The 19586-nt window shown below is 38.5% G+C and carries 14 protein-coding genes and 1 pseudogene; 6 read left to right on the forward strand and 9 right to left on the reverse strand.

Annotated features, from left to right (window positions below):
* Window positions 1-347: 347 nt before the first annotated feature.
* The 4 genes from HC000_RS16055 to cadR all read right to left on the reverse strand — a co-directional run bounded on the left by HC000_RS16055 (window position 348) and on the right by cadR (window position 4160).
* Window positions 348-1571, reverse strand: coding sequence for a serine hydrolase domain-containing protein (locus tag HC000_RS16055; protein ID WP_179808150.1), 1224 nt, complete (start codon window positions 1569-1571; stop codon window positions 348-350).
* Window positions 1572-1644: 73 nt separating this feature from the next.
* Complete coding sequence (locus HC000_RS16060) at window positions 1645-2049, reverse strand: hypothetical protein (RefSeq protein ID WP_218911043.1); 405 nt, start codon at window positions 2047-2049, stop codon at window positions 1645-1647.
* A 1301-nt stretch (window positions 2050-3350) separates the two neighbouring features.
* Complete coding sequence (locus tag HC000_RS16065) at window positions 3351-3719, reverse strand: MerR family transcriptional regulator (protein ID WP_028834999.1); 369 nt, start codon at window positions 3717-3719, stop codon at window positions 3351-3353.
* A gap of 51 nt (window positions 3720-3770) precedes the next feature.
* Window positions 3771-4160 carry a Cd(II)/Pb(II)-responsive transcriptional regulator gene (cadR, locus tag HC000_RS16070; RefSeq protein WP_002962247.1) on the reverse strand — a complete coding sequence of 130 codons (390 nt, stop codon included), beginning with the start codon at window positions 4158-4160 and terminating at the stop codon, window positions 3771-3773.
* Between the two features lie 78 nt (window positions 4161-4238).
* On the opposite strand from cadR, the pseudogene HC000_RS16075 reads away from it, so the two are divergent.
* Together HC000_RS16075 and HC000_RS16080 are read left to right on the forward strand one after the other, a co-directional pair.
* Window positions 4239-4969: pseudogene (locus HC000_RS16075) on the forward strand (transglutaminase family protein).
* Window positions 4956-5843: a cation diffusion facilitator family transporter gene (locus tag HC000_RS16080; RefSeq protein WP_002962252.1), complete on the forward strand. Its 888-nt coding sequence runs from the start codon at window positions 4956-4958 to the stop codon at window positions 5841-5843. Before HC000_RS16075 ends, HC000_RS16080 begins: the two are co-directional and overlap by 14 nt.
* An 84-nt stretch (window positions 5844-5927) precedes the next feature.
* On the opposite strand, the gene HC000_RS16085 is transcribed toward HC000_RS16080, so the two are convergent.
* From HC000_RS16085 to HC000_RS16105, 5 genes are all read right to left on the reverse strand, one after another.
* Window positions 5928-9056, reverse strand: coding sequence for a CusA/CzcA family heavy metal efflux RND transporter (locus tag HC000_RS16085; protein ID WP_002962253.1), 3129 nt, complete (start codon window positions 9054-9056; stop codon window positions 5928-5930).
* A gap of 10 nt (window positions 9057-9066) precedes the next feature.
* Window positions 9067-9963 (reverse strand): efflux RND transporter periplasmic adaptor subunit, encoded by an 897-nt coding sequence (locus tag HC000_RS16090; protein ID WP_002962254.1) that lies wholly within the window; start codon window positions 9961-9963, stop codon window positions 9067-9069.
* 70 nt (window positions 9964-10033) lie between these two features.
* Window positions 10034-11326: a TolC family protein gene (locus HC000_RS16095; protein ID WP_179808152.1), complete on the reverse strand. Its 1293-nt coding sequence runs from the start codon at window positions 11324-11326 to the stop codon at window positions 10034-10036.
* A 73-nt stretch (window positions 11327-11399) separates the two neighbouring features.
* Window positions 11400-11696: a hypothetical protein gene (locus tag HC000_RS16100; RefSeq protein ID WP_232007049.1), complete on the reverse strand. Its 297-nt coding sequence runs from the start codon at window positions 11694-11696 to the stop codon at window positions 11400-11402.
* Between the two features lie 85 nt (window positions 11697-11781).
* A complete protein-coding gene (locus tag HC000_RS16105; protein ID WP_002962256.1) occupies window positions 11782-12681 on the reverse strand; it encodes a cation diffusion facilitator family transporter in 900 nt (299 codons plus the stop codon).
* Between the two features lie 156 nt (window positions 12682-12837).
* Here HC000_RS16105 and HC000_RS16110 point away from each other — a divergent pair, with 156 nt between their 5' ends.
* The 4 genes from HC000_RS16110 to HC000_RS16125 all read left to right on the forward strand — a co-directional run bounded on the left by HC000_RS16110 (window position 12838) and on the right by HC000_RS16125 (window position 19029).
* Window positions 12838-13197: a hypothetical protein gene (locus tag HC000_RS16110; protein ID WP_227006932.1), complete on the forward strand. Its 360-nt coding sequence runs from the start codon at window positions 12838-12840 to the stop codon at window positions 13195-13197.
* Window positions 13198-13278: 81 nt separating this feature from the next.
* Entirely contained in the window at window positions 13279-14496 is a 1218-nt protein-coding gene (locus HC000_RS16115) for a TolC family protein (protein WP_010388430.1), read from the forward strand.
* Window positions 14497-14560: 64 nt separating this feature from the next.
* Window positions 14561-15817, forward strand: coding sequence for an efflux RND transporter periplasmic adaptor subunit (locus HC000_RS16120; RefSeq protein ID WP_010388432.1), 1257 nt, complete (start codon window positions 14561-14563; stop codon window positions 15815-15817).
* A gap of 11 nt (window positions 15818-15828) precedes the next feature.
* Window positions 15829-19029: a CusA/CzcA family heavy metal efflux RND transporter gene (locus HC000_RS16125; protein WP_004588883.1), complete on the forward strand. Its 3201-nt coding sequence runs from the start codon at window positions 15829-15831 to the stop codon at window positions 19027-19029.
* Window positions 19030-19586: the final 557 nt, after the last annotated feature.

Here is a 19586-nt window from a genome sequence, read left to right on the forward strand (position 1 = left end):
AAAGAAATAGTGAAATGTCAGCAATCGTATCATTGCAGCCTTTATCACTAAGTCACTCAAGGGCTGCTTTTGGCACAGAGCCGTCCTTCAGCTCTAACTCATTTTTGTCCAAAAACGAGTTTAACCGACCGTCTGCTTCTCGCTCATAGCCGACTGACAATGCACTTCAGTCAATTAGCGCTTTGTGCCATTTCCTGACATTCGTATGGTTAGCTATGATGGTCAACTCTGCTTCCATAGGAGACAGTTCATCCTCCTAACAAGGTTCAGAAGAACATCGGGTGATACAAACGCATGTTACATCCAACAGCTTTTCATTTGTACGTTCTCCCTCTAATAAGCATAAGTTATTCATTTTCTATAAGTGAAGAGACTATTTTTTGCATTGCTTCGCCTGCTTTCGCGTCTGCCCCCCGGTTCATCAGAATTATAAATCCTGTTTTAGAATTCATATCAAAGTATATCGACGTAAAAACACCCAAATCAGAACCCATATGACCCGTCAATCCGTTTCTATCTCGCCAGAAGAAGCGTTGATTGCTCGACACATCGGGAGGAAGTTGTAACTTAAACATTTCATTGTATGCTTCGTCAGATAGTAGTTGATTACCACTACTATCTTCGTTTTTCAAAACTGATACTAGGAGTTGGCTCATTTCCTTAATGCTTGCACGAATGCCACCGTCTGGGTATTGTGGGTTTCCAAAATGCGGATAGGGTAAAAACTGTTTATTTTCTATTGGTGGGTTAAAGTATTGGCCAATAATGTGATTAGTTATAGACGACTCCGTATTTGCACATATAAAAATATAAGGGATGCACTGTTTTACTTCATAAGGTACAGCTATATTATTTAACTTTAAATCATTTAGTCGCCAGCTCGCATTTCGCATTCCTAGTAAACCAAAAAGCTCAGCATTGCTGTATTCAGCCAACGTTGAGCCGGTAACTTCCTCAACTATTTGACCAGCAAGACCGGCAGCAAGATTGCTATATTTGCGAAATTCTCCTGACTTACTTTCTAAAAAATATATGCCATTTTCATATTTATTTCCTGACTTGGTAAGCAGAGATTTAAGGTGTTGCTTTAGCGTTGTTTCGGGATCTTTGTTTTCAGAATAACTATCGATATCATAATAATCATCTATTCCTGACGAGTGGCTTGCCAAGTGCCTTATTGTAATCTTTTCATTCTCAACCTTTGGATTATTAATATGGAAAGACAAGTAATCATTTATATCGCTGTCTAAATCAAGCTTACCTTGATCTACCAAACGCAGCAGCGCTATCCCCATGATTGGTTTGCTGATTGAAGCGATATTAAATTGTGTGTCGTGCGTAACATCTAAACCTGTTTCAATATTCGCTTTGCCATATGTATCAATGAAAGAAACTTCACCATTGGTCACTTTTGCTATTGCTAAGCCGGGTATTGCAGCCTCTATCATCAAAGCAGTTACCAACTCATCAAGCGATTGGGTGCCTTCACTTAAATTAATTTGTTTAGGTAGGATGAACCACGCGCTAATCGATAAGGCAATTAAACATACTACGATAATAATTTTCTTCATTGATAATAACTCTCTTTAATTAACATGGTGTAGGTCATTTTTTTTCAAACAAAACATTTTACGAGTCCGGAGATTATCTTGCGGAAGACTTCGCCGATTCCTTATCATCGATAGTAAGTATTCCATCATTAATTAAAATACTTCCTAACCAAATTTCTCCGAATGATTTACCGTCGAAATATATCTGTTTCTTATATCTCCCAACAATTTTCAATTCATGAGGTTCAGATTCTGTGCCAAAAATAACGGTGTGCGTTAGTGGTAACGGTGAACTTTTACCCACGGTAGAAATAGGTAGTAAATTTGGTGAATAAGGTTCGATTATTTTAATATCTAAGCCCGGATGCTTAACCTTGTACTCCATCCATTTTCCATCAATGAGATGGCCTTCGTTTGCGCCAGTGATGTCAACTAAACTGACACATCCTGACGTTGAAAGAGTTATTGATAATACAAATAATGTGAATAGGATTTTCAAGAATCGTACCTTTAAATTAAAATATATGGCAATTTGATGTATTTCATCGAACTAACTAAATTACGGTTTTAACTAATAATGCTTAAGCAATTAGCAAGCCAATATAAATTATGCCAAAAAACAATGACTTAAAAGGTTTAATGATTATGTTTTTGTGAGTCCAGTCACTTGTTGGAAAAATTGACTAGTATTTGGTTAACTTTACTATCGCTATTTTGTATTAAACTATAGCACTAAAGTTACTCCAGTAGACACGCACTTTACGCGAGCAACAAAGCCCTCATCAACAAATTGTGAGACAACGGGCTTCACATTTTGTCAATTCTCAGAATGACATACGGAATGGTTCGGAGCTATAAAAATATAATCCAAGACAACATTGCTTCTTGCTTACTTTATAGACGTTTATTTAATAACTCTGGATGGTTCAATTGTAGTGTTACTGCCATAAATAAGTTTTGATAAAAATTGAAGTACAGCTCAGCATCGTATGTCTGCTTTCGCCCCTATTGCCGACATACAACGAACTATTTCTGAACGACGGCTATTCGCTCAAAGCCGCCCTTAGAGCATTTACGTTAACTCGTTTTGGGGCAAAAACGAGTTGGACTGCCGAGCTTTCATTAGATACCTACTTATAATCTTAAAGTACAAAACGGAAGTAAACTTCCGGTTTCTAACCCAATATTGCTATATTTCGGAAGCAAACTTCCGTTTATAGGGATTCAAAGGTAGTTATCGGAAATATACTTCTGTTTTTTGAAAGCGTTAACCTAGATAGCTATATGAGCCATTTTTTGGGTCTTATTTGAGCGAAAAGCAGACATTGACCGTTAATCGTTTCAACGACGGCAATTAGCCATACGTTGCATGTTTGCTCCCTTACTGGTTTTACGATATCCAAAACCGACATAACGACCATTAAGCAAATACCAAAGTAAAATAGGTATGTGCTCCAATCATATAGCCAAAGAGGATAAAGCGTTAATAGCACTGCTACAGGCCCTAGAATGCTGAAGACAGCTCTGGTATGGTTTTTATTTTTGTGCCAGTTGTATAAGGTTTACCAATAGTTCCAAAGATGCAAAAATAGGTAAAAGCGTATTTACAGCTATTCCTTCGAAGTGAGAGAAGAAGCCTAGTCCTAATGCCGATGCAAGTGACCTTAATGCAGGGAAGCAGGCCGTGCCGCTAGCCAAACGCCACTAGAGCCTACTCTGTCTAATATTTTATTTATCATTTGAAAGTCTATTGGTTGATATTACCATCATTCTAAACTCCGTATATAAGTACGGAGTCAATCATTTTAATGAATCAATTATGGGGCAATGTGTTGGATCTTCGTTTTGCATACAGGTATTTGTCATATCCACAATTACTTTCTCTAAACGTTGAAGGTCATTAATTTTGTCTCGAATGATTGCTAACTTTTGTCGGCTTAATAGCTCAACTTGAGTGCAGTTGCTGTCCATAGACATTAGCGATTTTATTTCTCTTAACGTAAAGCCGAGCGCTTTGGCTTTTGTGATAAACCTAAGTTGTCCTGCTATTGTTTCGTCATATTGTCTATAACCAGATATTGGTTTTTCAGGTTGTGTAATCAGCCCTTCTCGTTCATAAAAACGAATGGTTTCTACATTTAAATTTAATGATTGTGCTAATTTGCCAATGGTTTACATTATTGCCTTTGTGAATACTACTAATCTAAAGTTATATTTAGTTTAGCTATCCAATGATTTGATGATGCCGCACGCTTCAATTGTATTGTCTGAACCACAAGCACTTGCCATCTGTTGTAATTCAGCTTTAAGCGCCCTTAATTCTTTCATACGTTTATTCACTAGTGCAAGTTGCTGATCAATTAATGCATTAACGCTAGAGCAGCTTTCTTCTGGCTTATTTTTTAATTCGATAAGACGTTTAATATCATTGAGTGATATATCTAGGCTGCGACAATGCTTTACGAATTCCAATTGTTTAAGTGCTTTACTATCATACAGCCTGAAATTACCTTCTGAACGGTTTGGATTTAACAGTAATCCTTCTCTTTCATAATATCTAATCGTTTGTATTGAACAGCCCGATTTTTTTGACAATTCGCCTATTTTCATCAATTTCCCCCAGACATTTGACTCTATAGTTACTATAGGATCTATAGTATAGGTATGCAACGAAAGGGATATATAAAAATGACTGAGAAATATTTAAACAATACGAATATCGTTAATTTTGAACACAAAGATATCCAATCCCTGATCGATCAACGAGGGTGGAAAAATTTGGATAATTTCAACAAAATTGGTGCCGCTTATCAGTTTGTAAAAGATGAAATAATGTTTGGCTATAACAAGAGTGATGATATTTCAGCAAGCGATGTGCTAGCAGATGGTTATGGACAATGTAATACTAAGGGTAATCTGTTAATGGCACTATTGCGTGGACTAGGTATCCAGTGTCGTTTCCAAGGTTTTACCATTGATCAGCAACTATAAAAAGGTGCTATCCTAAGCTTGTATTTTGGTTAGCACCTAAATACATCATTCATAGTTGGGTAGAAGTTTACTTTGAAGGGCGTTGGATAAACTTAGAGGGCTTTATATTGGATGAGCAATACTTAAGCTCACTACAGCAGAAATTTAGCCAAGCAAAAGATGAGTTTTGTGGTTATGGTGTTGCAACAAAGTGCTTATCTTCACCCGGTACGGATTGGCGTGGAGAGGATACCTATATTCAAAAAGAAGGTATTCATGACGACTTTGGGCTTTATGATTCACCAGATAAGTTCTATCTCGAAAAAGGTACTAATCTATCAGGTGTAAAACGTTGGTTGTATCAACGAGTGATCCGACATTTGATTAATATGAATGTATCAAAAATAAGAAATAAAAAAGTACTGGAGGTACAAAATGCACAACCATAGTCACAGTCATCAGCATGGTAAAGACGACCGGATTGGTTGGGCATTTTTCCTTAATGTGATATTTACCATTATCGAATTTATAGGTGGTTGGCTCACAAACAGTACGGCGATAATGGCGGATGCCGTTCACGATCTTGGTGATAGTCTTTCAATAGGTTTTGCGTGGATTTTAAGTCGTTTTTCAGATAAAGAAGCATCAGACAAATTCAGCTATGGTTATCGCCGACTTACACTTTTTGGTGCATTGGTAAATAGTATTGTTTTGATTATCGGCTCTATTTGGGTTTTATTTGAAGCAATACCTAAGCTGTCCAATCCTGAAATGCCTGTAGTTGAGGGGATGTTAGGGCTAGCCATACTCGGTGTTGCCGTAAATGGTTATGCGGTATTCAAATTAAAAGCGGGTGAAACACTAAATGAAAAAGTGCTGACATGGCACCTACTTGAAGATGTACTCGGTTGGGTTGCCGTTCTTATAGTCTCTATTGTATTGTTGTTCGTTGAACTGCCGATATTAGATCCTCTATTATCAATAGGGTTTACGCTGTTTATCTTATTTAACGTTTTCAAAAATCTTAAATCAACATTGGTGCTTTTTCTTCAAGCTGCACCCGATAAAGAGACCCAAGAGCGTATTAAGCAGTCATTAATTGAATTTCCTGAAGTAAATGGTATACACCATATGCATTTTTGGTCACTGGATGGTGAAAGTCACGTTTTAACAGCGCACCTTGAGCTGAGTGACAACTTTGACGTTAAAGAATTAATTAAGCTTAAACAAGAGGTTGCAGCTAAATTATCTTCCTATCATTTATCGCATACGACGATAGAGTTTGAGTTTTTAAATGAAAATTGTAGGGATGAAGCAGAGTAAGTTTTATCAATAAAATTTTGGAGCATACAATATAAAAAGCAGCTTAATTAGGCATAACTTAGTAATTAAGCTGCTTTTTTGCTTTTAGATTTCGTCGGATTGCTGTTTGTTACTCTCAGCGCCATGCGCCCATTGATATAAAATAGGCAATACAAACAAAGTTAAAATGGTAGAAGATACAATACCGCCGATAACAACTGTTGCTAGTGGTCGTTGTACTTCTGCACCAATTCCAGTGTTTAACGCCATTGGAATAAAACCTAAACTTGCGACCAGTGCCGTCATTAAAATAGGTCTTAAACGAATGATGGCACCTTCAATGATCGCTACGTATAGGTCGCCTTTTTCATGCCAAAGATCTCGAATAAAAGCCAACATAACCAAGCCATTTAATACTGCGACACCTGACAATGCAATGAAGCCGACACCTGCCGAAATTGATAAGGGCATGTCTCTTAAATAAAGTGAAAATACGCCCCCTGTTAATGCTAAAGGCACGCCACTGAAAATGATTAATGCATCTTTTAATGAACCAAATGCTATAATCAAAATACCTAGGATAACAACCAATGTTATCGGTACAACTAGGCTTAATCGCTTACTTGCTGATTCTAGTTGTTCAAACGTTCCACCATAATCAAGCCAGTATCCTGCTGGAATTTCTCCTTCCTGATTAATTTTAGCTTTAACTTCTTTTACAAAACCGCCTAAATCTCTACCACGAACATTGACGGTAACCACAACTCTTCTTTTTCCGTTCTCTCGGCTAATCTGCGCGGGTAAAGACTCTGATTTAAGCTCTGCAACTTCTTCAATTGGCACATAGTTACCATTCTCAAGTGGAAGCGGCAGATGCTTCAAGCTATCGATATCCGTTCTTATTTGCTCTGGTAGGCGAACAACTAACTCAAACCGTCTGTCACCTTCATAAATGATCCCCGCAGATTCACCGCCAATCGCAGTGGCAACCCAGTCTTGCAATTCGGTAACGTTCAATCCATACCTACCAAGCGCTTCTCGTTTAGGAATTACTGATAAAGATGGAACACCTGTGACCTGTTCTATTCGAGCATCAGCGGCACCATCCACGGTTTTCACAATATTTAGAATATCTTTTGCGGTAAGTAATAACCGATCCAAATCATCACCAAATATTTTGATGCCGACATCAGCTCTAACGCCAGAAATCAATTCATTGAAACGCATTTGAATAGGCTGAGTGAATTCATAGTTGTTGCCTGGAATGTTTTTCAGTACTTTTTCCATTTCTTCAACTAATTCACTTTTTGGTTTTGAAGGTTCGGCCCATTCTTTACGTGGTTTTAAAATAACAAAGATATCAGCAATACTCGGTGGCATTGGGTCGGTTGCTACTTCTGGTGTGCCAATGCGCGAGAATACTTTATCAACTTCAGGAAACGCTTTAATACGTTGCTCAAGTACTTCTTGCATTTCTACTGATTGCTCTAGGCCAGTCGATGGAATTCTTAATGCCTGTAGTGCAATATCACCTTCATTTAATTGAGGAACAAATTCTGTCCCAAGCGTAGTTGCTAACCAAAGGCTATACCCCATTAACAGCGTTGAGAATGAAACAATAATCCAACGAAATTTCATCGCCATTTTTAACAATGGTTCATAAATAGACTTGGTTGAACGAATAACTACACTTTCTTTTTCGCTGATTTTACCTTTCATAAACACAGCTACAGCAGCAGGAACCAGTGTAACTGAAAGGATCATTGCGGAAATTAACGCCATAACGACAGTTGCCGCCATAGGGTGGAACATTTTCCCTTCAACGCCAGTTAGCGTGAAAATGGGGATGTAAACAACAGTGATAATTGCCACACCAAACAAGCTTGGACGTATCACTTCTGAAGTGGCTTCAAAAACGGTATTTAGGCGTTCTCTTAAGTCTTGCCTATGACCGTTGTGTTGGGCCTGTGCTAACCTACGGACAGAGTTTTCAACGATGATTACAGCCCCGTCCACTATCAAGCCAAAGTCCAATGCGCCGAGACTCATTAAATTGGCAGATACTCCTGCTTGCACCATACCTGTGATTGTCATTAACATGGAAATAGGGATAACAGCAGCGGTAATGAGAGCTGCACGTAAATTTCCAAGTAGAATAAATAACACAACAATAACTAAAAGCGCACCTTCAACGAGGTTTTTGGTAACGGTTGCAATCGCTTTATCTACTAACGTTGTTCTGTCGTAAACAGGCTCTGCGGTAATGCCCTTTGGCAGAGATTTTTGTATTTCGCTGAGCTTATGTTCCACTTCTAAAGCAACGGTGCGAGAATTCTCACCAATCAGCATCATGGTTGTACCAAGCACTGTCTCAATGCCATTACGAGTAGCAGCCCCTGTTCTAAGTTCTTTGCCTATAGCAACATTGGCAACATCACTTATTTTTACAGGAATACCATCGTTCTTTTTGATGATGACATTGAGGATTTCATCCATTGTCGCAAGTTGCCCGATGGAGCGCACTAACACTTGTTGTCCGTTTTGCTCAATATAACCCGCGCCACGGTTATCATTATTTTTACGTAATGCATCAGAAACGTCTTCAAAGCTTACCTGATGAAAAAGTAATTTTTCGGGTTTCGGCGTTATATGATACTGCTTGTTATAGCCGCCGATGCTGTTGACCTCAATGACGCCTTTAACTTGAGCCAATTGCGGTTTAATGATCCAGTCTTGTATTTCTCTTAAGGCAATAGCGGTATAAGGCTCTCCATTAGGCATTTTAGCGTCAGGAGAAGCTTGTACGGTATACATAAATATTTCACCAAGCCCTGTGGAAATAGGACCCATCTCTGGCTCTAAGCCAGAGGGAATAACGCCTTTTATCGCAGCTAATCTTGCATTGATTAAGTTGCGTGCGAAATAAATATCGGTTCCCTCTTCAAAGATAACGGTCACCTGGGATAAACCATATCTTGAAAGAGAGCGGGTGTGAGACAGCTTTGGTAGTCCAGCTAATGCGTTTTCTACTGGAAAAGTTACCCTTTGCTCCGCTTCTAAAGGTGAATAACCGGGGGCAGAGGTATTTATTTGTACCTGTACGTTTGTTATATCTGGAACAGCATCAATGGGAAGTTTTTGATAACTCCACATACCAACGCCGATGATTACCATCAGCAAGCTTAATACTAAATAGCGCCTATTTATTGCAAGACGCAAAATTGATTCAATCATATTGCGTCTCCTAATCGTCGTCTTCTACTTCAGATTTCAAGATATCTGCTTTAATCAGATAACTGTTTTTGTTTACATATTCAGCGTCTTTACTGAGGCCATCAATGACCTCGATATAGTTTTTGTCTGAACGACCAAGGACAAGTGGTGCAAACTCGTACTCTTCATTTTCTTTTACAAAGACACCTAATTGTCCACCTAGCTCTTGTATGGCAACTTTCTCGACCGCTAAATCCACCTCAAATTGGTTTATCTTTACGTTGCCTTTTAATAATTGACCTGACGTTAGCTTTAACTCAGTGTTGTTTAATCGTACCCGTGCTAAAACATAAGGCTGATCTTTAGCTGGAATAATATTAGTGATGACTGAACTGAATGCGTGTTCACCTTGCTCAATATCAACATGCTGACCGACTTTGATTTGATTATATTGGCTGGTAAACACCTTAAATTCAGCCCACAAGGTGTCAAATTTGACGATTTCAAACAAGCTAGTGTTTTGCGTGATACCGCCAATATTTCCATTTCGCTGTAAAACAGTCCCAGAAACAGGCGATGTTATTTTATAAGTATTTAAGCTCTCATTAGATTCAATAACGGCTAATAGATCGCCTTTTTTTACCGTATCACCAACAGTGAAGTTTATTGTCTTTATAACGCCGTTATATCTAGCGCTAACTTGAAATAATTGTTCAGCGCCTATCGTCGTAGAGCCGTATACAGGGATAGTTTGGTTCAACGTTTTTGAAGCTAAATAGGCTGTTTCAACACCAACCTTTTTTGCCATGTTATTGTCGATTTTGCTTATGCCTTCTTCGCCTTCATGTTCATCTTCACTAGCGAAAACACTTTGAATGGGTGATAGATACCCAATAAAAATCAATAGTGCGAGTAAATAGTTTTTCATTTTGAATTCCTAAACGATTCAGTTAATCACTGAATCAATAAATTGTTATTAAACTTAAAGTGATGTTTATTTAGAGTGACAGCGCTTCGTTTGTTAGTTTTTCTATCTCTGCGCCATAAATTAGGGCAGCAGATGCCGCGTCAATAAGGGTTCGCCGAGCATTTAACAGCTCTTGTCTAGCCGATACATAATCAAGATATCCATATCGACCTTTTTGATAGGCGTCTTGAGTATCTTCCAGTGCATCTTCAAGCATTGGGATAACCGACTGCTTTAATGAATTAGCTGTTAATATGGCTTGTTTTCTATTGGAGTATGCTCGTAGTAAGTGATTTCTAAATCTTAACTTAGTCGCCTCTTTCTCTATGGCAACTTGGTCACGCTCTGCTAGCGCACTAGCGATTGCGCCAGAATTTCGCTTTTCAGCAAACAAAGGTAAGCTAAAGCCAGCGACCAGTGCCGTATCATTGGCTTCTTGAGAGCGCCTAACACCAACAGACCATTTGATATTGGCCGTTGACTCTGTTTTAGCCAACTGTAACTCGGCCTCTTTTAGTCGCTGCTCACTTGCATAGATTTGAATAGCAGGGTTCTTCTCTAACTTCGCAAAAAGGCTGTTAAAGTCACTATCATTGCCAAACTGAAAAAGATCCCCTTGTACTTCAGAGAAGGTTACAGAGTTTTCCCCCCAGTAGGCTGCTAATGAGAGCTTCAAATATTCCAAGCGCTTTTGTTCAGATTGAAGGGTGAGGTTAGCCTGAGCAATAACTGCTTTTGAGCGTTTCACTTCAGCCTCAGGAGTAGCACCTGCGCGGTTACGCTGAGATACAATCTCTAAGGTTTCTTGTGCTAAGCTCAAAGCATTTTCTGCCAATATAACTCTTTGTTGGGCTGCAAGTACTTCCACGTACTTCTCAGTGACTTGAGCCATTAAATTAAGCGCAGAGACTTCTTTTTCAGCAGTGAGTAGTGTTCTTGATTTTGAAACAATTCCAATCCGCGCTGAGCGTTTATCTCCCATTTCGATAACCGAAGATAGAGCGACTGTTAATTCAGCACTGTCGAATGTATTAAATTCACCTGAGCCTGCAAAGTTCTCAGCTTCAAGCTCTAGTTCATAAGCAGGATTTAAACTTGCGATTTGTTCTCGTCCAATTAATGCCGTTTGCTTGAAATCAAATATTTTAAGTTCTGGATTTTGTTTAAGCGTCCACTGAATTGCCTCTTGAAGGTTTAACTGCTTCTCAAAGGCATAAACATTAAATGTAAAAAGTGACAAAGCGAGAAACGCGATATATTTAAGCCGAGGTGTTACACACCTTAAAATTGCTATCTTGCGATGCACACAGGTATTAAGTGCCATGTATACTTTCCTATAAATTTATATGTGATATTTAGGTCATTAACATTTGACCTTTCTTAATTTTCTATAAAATTTAGGCGTATTTAGGTGGGCGGAATGGCACCGAGATATAGCCTTTTAGCTCAGGGGAAACTAAGGCGTAGGTAGGGAAATATTCTATTGCTTGTAAAATATTACAAGAAGAATCTGTATTTAAAAATAACTGACAGCAGCAACAAAAATTACAATTATCAATTAAAGTTTGGCTATTACCCTCCTCAAATAAATTAGAGCTTTCAGGAGCTTTTAGCGGGGTAATAGACTCAGTTAGTGATATATTAAAAGAACTTTCAATTAAGTTTCCTTCAATCTCTTCTTGCGAAAAAAACACAGACTGCACCGCGATTAAAATCATTATCACGTATGATATATATGGTTTAAAATATGACGGGTGCATTCTTTTAACTACTTTCTACTTAAGACTTTAGCTGTAAGATGCGGCGAGCACCGTTTAAAACGACAACAGCAATAATCAAACCAATCACTAAATCTGGATAACGGCTGCTAGTTACTGTAACTAATAAGCCAGCTAAGATTACACCTACGTTTGCGATTACGTCATTTGCGGAAAAAATCCAACTCGCTTTCATATGAGCGCCGTCTTCTTTGTTGCCAAATATTAAAAACAGACAAGCAATGTTAGCGATTAGTGCTATTCCACCAAATATCATCATTAAAGAAGAGATAGGTTCACTACCGTAAATAAAGCGTCTTACGACTTCACTCAAAGCACCTAGCGCTAGAATAATTTGAAGTACACCAGATATATGTGCCGCTCTAAGTTTCATGCTTATGCTTTTACCGACAGCATATATAGCTAAACCATAAACAGCAGCATCAGCAAACATATCTAATGAGTCGGCAATAAGGCCAGCAGATTGCGCAATAATCCCAGCAATTACTTCTATAAAAAACATGACTCCATTAATGGCTAACAACCATTTTAGCGTTGATGCTTCTTTCATCTCATTTTTTTGGGCTAGATCTTTTGCTTTTGCAGCTTCGGTGCTGCAACTTTCTTTAGTTGATGCCAACTCTGCACCGAGATTGAGTTGTTGTAATTTTTTTGTTATCTCATCTAAATTTTCATCATGAAAAACCTTGACTAAACGGCTAGGAATATCAAATTGCAACCCAACTGAAGGCTCAATTGAGTCAAGTGCTAACCTAATCAATCTCTCTTCTGAAGGACAGTCCATTTGAGGTACTTTAAATGTACTGACAAACGCGCCACTATAGTTATCTAATTGTGTATCAATTTTTACATCTTCATTGGTAGAAGATGATTGACACTGACCACTACATTTTTCTGACATATTTAACACTCCGTAATAATATTAAAATAAGTATAAAATCTATAGTGGCTATAGAGTCAAATAAAAAATTATTTAATGTAAAAGCGTGGAAACTGAATTGAAAAGCTAGTTTAAGAAAATAGTTTCTGCTAGTATTTTAAATACTATATTTAACTGGTGATAACTTTGAACCTTAATGTTGTACTAAAAATGCTCTTGGTTATTTCGATTGTTTTACAATCGTTAACTGCTGTAGCATCCTCAACATCTGAGAATCACCAAATAGATATAGAGCACCTTCAAACTCAACATGATCATGCAGATGATCGAAATGTCTCAAATGATAATGTAGGTGATGAGCAGCATAATGAAAAAGATTGTCATCACTGCGGTCATTGCAGTGGCAGCCACTTATCTTGGATTTTAGTCAGTAATTCAAATACCACGGGCAAACTAAACATTATCAATAAAACGCCTTATCAAATTGATCAAACAAATACTTACCTTGAAGCGATACTTCGCCCACCCATTTCTTAATTAGATTGATTTTTAATGACCTATTTGTCCATGAGAAGGATAAAGGGTTCGTGTTTATAAATTAAAAAATTAAGAAGTTTTATGTATATATTTTTAAAAAATACAGGTTTAACCCTGTCTTTATGCATGGCTGTGAGTTTTTCAGTTGCCACTTATGGCAAACAGAAAAGTATTTCATGGCTAGATAGTCAAATAAATAAAGATCCCGAAGTTGTTGCGGCTAAAGAGTTACTTAATGCAAGTAATCATAGAGCCAAAAGCTTAACTCAAGCCGTATATAACCCAGAGCTTGAAGCAAGCTATGAAAAAGAAGGTGATTTTGATAATTACTCTATTGGTATCAGTCAAACGATAGATTTTTGGGATAAGCAATCAACAAATAAAACCATTGGTGAAATTGATGTTTATGCAAACCAGCAACAATTGTTATCTCTACTCGATTCTAAAAAGGCTAATGCCTTAACTGCATTAGTTAATTGGCAAGCAGCAAAAAAAGCTGCTCAGTTACTTTCAGAAAGAGAAGAGCAATTGCAAACGCTCGTTGGAATTGTTGAAGACAAACGAAAAGCTGGACTTCTAGAGCCACTTGACGCTGAGCTAGTCTATTTAAACTTGTCGCAAATTTTTAGTGAAATATCTGAGTCTCAAATTGCTTTGAAAAATGCAGAGGTAAAGGTTCAGGAGTTATTGCCTGATTGGACGCCTAATACTACCAATTTGTTTTCATTTACTTTTGGAGCAACAAGCTACTCATTTAACTCCCAGTGGGTTGAGGAACATCCAAAAGTTAAACTTGCTAGAGCGAAATGGAAGGGACAACAATCTAAAGCTCAACTAACCACTATGGAATCTAAAGCTAATCCAACCATTGGCGTTAGCGCAGGGAAAAGTGGAGATGAAGACTTGGTTGGTGTGACTTTTTCAATGCCTTTAAACATCAGAAATAACTATACAGATAATGTTAAAGCCGCTTATTCAGAAGCCATTGCAGCCGAGGCGAATTTTCAGTCGGTATATCGAAAGCAGTCTTTTGAAGCAAAAGCTAATTATGAATCGCTTAATGTCAGTAGAAAATATTATGAGCAATGGCAAAAACTGACAAAAGGCAGATTAGATAGCAGCGAAAACTTATTAAATAAGCGCTGGCAAGCTGGTGATATTAATACTTCTGACTACTTACTTGCATTAAATCAACGTGCGGAAGGGCTTCATGCAGGAATACGTTTGGAAAATCAATTCAAGCTTGCAGAAATATCCTTCATTTTAAGTATGGGTCAGTTATCCAAATTTGAGATTTGAGCGCTTTGTTTTTTCAGTAGCGAAAAACGAAATCTTAAATTTATTAAAAATATAGGTTACAAAAATGAATACAGTAATTAGTAAAAAATTTTTAGCCGTAGTAATTAGCAGCCTGTTAGTTGGGTTTACTACAAATCATGATGCTTTTGCACAGTCGTCAGATGGAACTGGTTCTGTCACAAACGTTTCGAAACAAGAAGAAAAAGAACATCAAGATGAGCATGAACACGAAAAGGGACATGAAGAAGATAAAGGTGACCATGACGAGCACGGCCATGAAGGTGGTAATAAAGAGGGAGAAGAAGAACATGAAGAAGGTATCACTATTGATCCAAAAAAGATGTCGCTTGCTAAAATTAAAGTGGAAAGTGTTAAGCCTGAATATCAATTTAGCTCCGTATATGCACCTGGCGAAATAAAAGCTAATGGCTATAAAAGTTATGTGGTATCACCACGTACAGAGTCAGTCATTATCAGTCGCCATGCAGCGCTTGGCGAGTATGTAGAAATAGGTCAGAAGTTAGTTACATTATTTAGTGAAGCAATGGCACAAGCACAAGCTGACTATTTAATCGCTTCAACCGAATGGCAACGTGTAAAAAAGCTGGGTAATAAGACGGTGAGTGAAAGTCGATTATTACAAGCTGAAACAACATACAATGCGAGCTATGGCAAGCTCATTGCTTTAGGGTTAACTGAAAAAGCAATAAATGGTATTTCTAACAAAGACATTAAAGCATTTGGGCAATATGCATTAACGGCGCACCGTGAAGGTGTCGTGCTTCAAGACGACTTTATCCAAGGGCAACGTGTTGATGCTGGGGATTCAGTCATGTTGTTAGCTGATGAAAAACAACTATGGGTTGAAGCAAAAGTTTCTCCAAATAAAAAGCTAAATTTATCAATTGATTCTCCTGCGGTACTTAAATTAGAAGGCCAGAGTTACAATGCCAAAGTTATCCAAGAAGCCCATACAATTGATCCCGTAACTCGTACAAGAATTATTAGATTGGGGGTACAGAATGCTGATGATAACCTTCATTCAGGTATGTTTGTAAAAGTTTACTTTCAGTTTGCCACAAAGCAGAAAGTGATGGCTGTGCCAGAAGAAGCATTGATCCGCAGCGCAGATGGTGATTGGACCGTATTTGTCGAAGACCACCCTGGAGAATTTAAAGCTGTAGAAGTAGAACTAGGCCGAGCCTTAGGTGATTTTAGGGAAATCATTGGCCTTGATAGTGGGACGCGAATTGTAACCAAAGGCGCATTTTTTGTTGCTTCTGAAATCGCTAAAGGCGGATTTGATCCGCATAACCACTAAGGAGCAAGACTATGTTTAATAAAATAATAGATTGGTCTGTTAATAATAGACTCCTGATTTTGATTGCGCTGTTTGCCACAATTGTCGGCGCAATTATGGTTATACCAAAACTAAATTTAGATGCCTTTCCTGATGTTACTAATGTTCAAGTTGCTGTAAATACTGAAGCGCCAGGACTAGCTGCTGAAGAAGTTGAACAACTCATTACGTACCCCATTGAAGCGGTCATGTATGCCTTACCTGATGTAGAACAAGTGCGCTCAATTTCTAAAACAGGCTTGTCTGGCGTCACGGTTGTTTTCAAAGAAGGCACCGACATTTACTTTGCAAGACAACTTGTATTTGAGCGTCTTCAAGCCGCAAAAGAACTGATACCAGAAGGTGTCGGCACACCCGAAATGGGGCCAAACACCTCAGGGCTAGGCCAAGTATTTCAGTACCTTCTTATTTCAGATAAAGATGCAGGCTATGATGCTATGGCACTCAGGAGTCTCAATGATTGGGTAGTAAAATTACTCGTTATGCCTGTCGATGGTGTTACTGATGTACTCTCCTTTGGAGGTATTGTTAGGCAGTACCAAGTAAATGTAGATCCATCTAAGCTTCTTTCTTATAACCTAACGCAAGAAGACGTTGTTGGTGCCCTAGATAACAACAATGCCAATGTTGGCGGATGGTATATGAACCGTGGGCAAGAGCAGCTTGTTATTAGAGGTGCAGGTTGGTTTGAAAGTGGTGACGCTGGTATTAGTAATATCAAACAAGTTCCCGTCAAAACAGTTGATGGGACAGTTGTGACGGTTTCGGATATTGCTAAAGTTGAAATGGGCAGTGAAATTCGTCAAGGTGCTGTCACAATGACGCGCAAAACCGAAGACGGTAAAGTCGAAAATTTAGGTGAAGTTGTCTCTGGCATTGTCTTAAAACGCATGGGGTCTAATACTAAAGCCACCATTGATGGTATCAATGCAAGAATCCCATTGATTAATCAAGCATTGCCTAAAGGTGTTCGCTTTGAACCATTTTATGATCAGGCTGATTTGATTGAAAAAGCCGTTGATACAGTAGTTGATGCACTATTACTAGCATTTATTTTCATCTGTATTGTATTAGCACTATTTTTAATGAATATACGTGCAACCTTCCTTGTCCTAATATCTATTCCAATTTCAATTGGTATCGCGTTAATGATCATGGCTTGGTGGGGCATTTCTGCAAACCTTATGTCATTGGGTGGCATTGCCGTAGCCATTGGTATGCTAGTTGATGGTTCAGTCGTGATGGTTGAAAACATGTTTAAGCATTTAAATAGACCAGACTCTACCCATTTAAAAACTGTAAAAGAAAGAGTGCCTAGTGCTGATACTGATCCACATGATGTAGAACAAGATGAGCATGGTATTAAGTTACGTCTTCAAAATGCGGGTAAAGAAGTGGCTCGTCCCGTATTTTTTGCAGCTTCTATTATTTTAGTCGTATTTACGCCTTTATTTAGCTTTGAAGGTGTTGAGGCAAAGTTATTTCAACCTATGGCAATAAGCATCATTTTAGCTGTTATATCTGCTATTGTGGTTGCGTTGTTTGTTGTACCCGCTTTAGCTACTTATTTATTTAAGTCAGGTGTAAAAGAGAGGGAAAGCTTTGTTCTTAGGCCATTAGACAAACTCTACAGAAAAGGGCTTACATTCGCACTAAAACGCACCAAATTAGTCATTTCAGCCGCACTTATATTAGTTTTCTCTGCCTTTGCATTAGTTCCATTAATTGGTACTGAATTTGTACCTGAGTTAGAAGAAGGGACGATAAACTTAAGAGCAACGCTTGCACCTTCTTCCAGTTTAGATACCGCGCTCACTGTGGCACCAATTCTAGAAGAAAAACTAATGGCTTTCCCTGAAGTAACCTATGCATTAAGCCGAATTGGTCGAGCAGAAATAGGTGGAGACCCAGAGCCTGTGAATAACATCGAAATTTACATAGGGTTGAAGCCTGTTTCTGAGTGGACCAGTGCATCTAATCGATATGAACTTCAAGGAAAAATGGAGAGATCTTTAGAAGAATTCCCTGGGTTGCTACTCAACTTTTCTCAACCTATTGCGACTCGTGTCGATGAGCTACTATCTGGTGTTAAGGCTCAGTTGGCGATAAAGTTGTTTGGGCCTGAACTTGAGGTACTGGCGGCTAAAGGTCAAGAAATAGAAACAGCAATTAAAAACATTGAAGGTGCAAGGGATGTTGCATTGGAGCAAATTGCTGGTGAAGCGCAATTGGTGATAAGTCCTAACAGGCAAGAACTATCACGCTTTGGATTGTCTGTGAGTGACATAATGGAGGTTGTGCGTGATGGTATTGGTGGTGTTGAAGCCGGACAAATAATCAATGGTAATGAACGTTATGATATTTACGTTCGCATAGAGGAAGAGTACCGAAGTAACAAAGAAGCTATTGCTGATATTCGGCTTCAATCACCTACTGGTGCTTGGGTGCGGCTGGGTGACGTAGCCTCAGTCTCATTTGAGTCAGGCCCACCACAAGTTAGACGCGATGATGTACAACGAAGAGTCGTTATCCAAGCAAATGTACAAAATCGAGATATGGGAAGCGTGGTTGCCGATATCAGAACGGTAATTGCTGAAAAGGTTGACTTACCTTCAGGTTATTCTGTTTCGATTGGCGGCCAGTTCGAAAGTCAAAAACGTGCTCAAAATAGGTTAGCTATAGTTGTACCTTTATCGTTAGCACTAATCGCACTACTACTTTACTTTGCCTTTGGTTCTGTTGGTCAAGCTATGCTGATATTGGTCAACGTGCCGCTTGCTGTAATTGGCGGAGTTTTCTCCTTATATTTATCTGGACAATACTTGTCTGTACCAAGCTCCGTTGGCTTTATTACCTTATTTGGTGTAGCGGTATTGAATGGGGTCGTTATGGTAGAAAGTATCAACCAACGTATTAAAGACGGTCTAGAAGCATCTAAAGCCGTTTTTGAAGGCGCTACTTCAAGATTAAGACCTGTACTTATGACTGCTATAACATCAGCTTTAGGTTTGATACCGATGTTAATGTCTAATGGTGTTGGTGCAGAAATACAGCGCCCATTAGCGAGTGTTATTGTTGGCGGCTTGGTAACTGCAACACTGTTAACATTATTTGTTTTACCTGTTTTATATCGCTGGTTTTCAGAGAAAAAAATAAAAGAGCTATCCAGATAAAATTACTGTGAACTCTAACCCCACGCTAAAGTCACGTTTAGCGTGGGGTTATTGAGTAGATGAACGAAAAGAAAGATTAGATTTAACAATAAACTAATAGTCATGACTGCTTTGTCGGAATATTTGTCGTTAAACAGGCCAAAGCTAACTTCCGCTTTCGTATCTTTGCAGTCTTAATCTCTATGTGTCTCAAGGTCGGCTTATGGCACAGAGCAGACCGCCGGTAATTATTGAGTGATGCAATCCACGGCTATAACTGCCCATGAATACAAGTTCTTTATGTAATGAAAAATAAAGATGCGCTGTTGCTACTCCGCAAAGTATCGGCCTAAATAAACTCTACCTCGAAGTAAACCGATTAGCTTTCGTATAACAGATAGGCAAATTATCAATTCAAATCACTTACTGTAATAGATGTTTTCAAGCGATTTCTCGTTGTTTAAGAAATTTACCTAATAAAAAACATAATTATTTTTAGAGTTGCGTATTCCGGTGATGGTGAACACCGATTCCGGTTTTATCGTGAACACTTAAATTCCACGCATTGGGTTCATGAC

Origin of the sequence: Pseudoalteromonas sp. MIP2626, from assembly GCF_013414205.1 — a bacterium.
In the GTDB taxonomy this organism is placed as follows: Bacteria; Pseudomonadota; Gammaproteobacteria; order Enterobacterales; family Alteromonadaceae; genus Pseudoalteromonas; species Pseudoalteromonas nigrifaciens.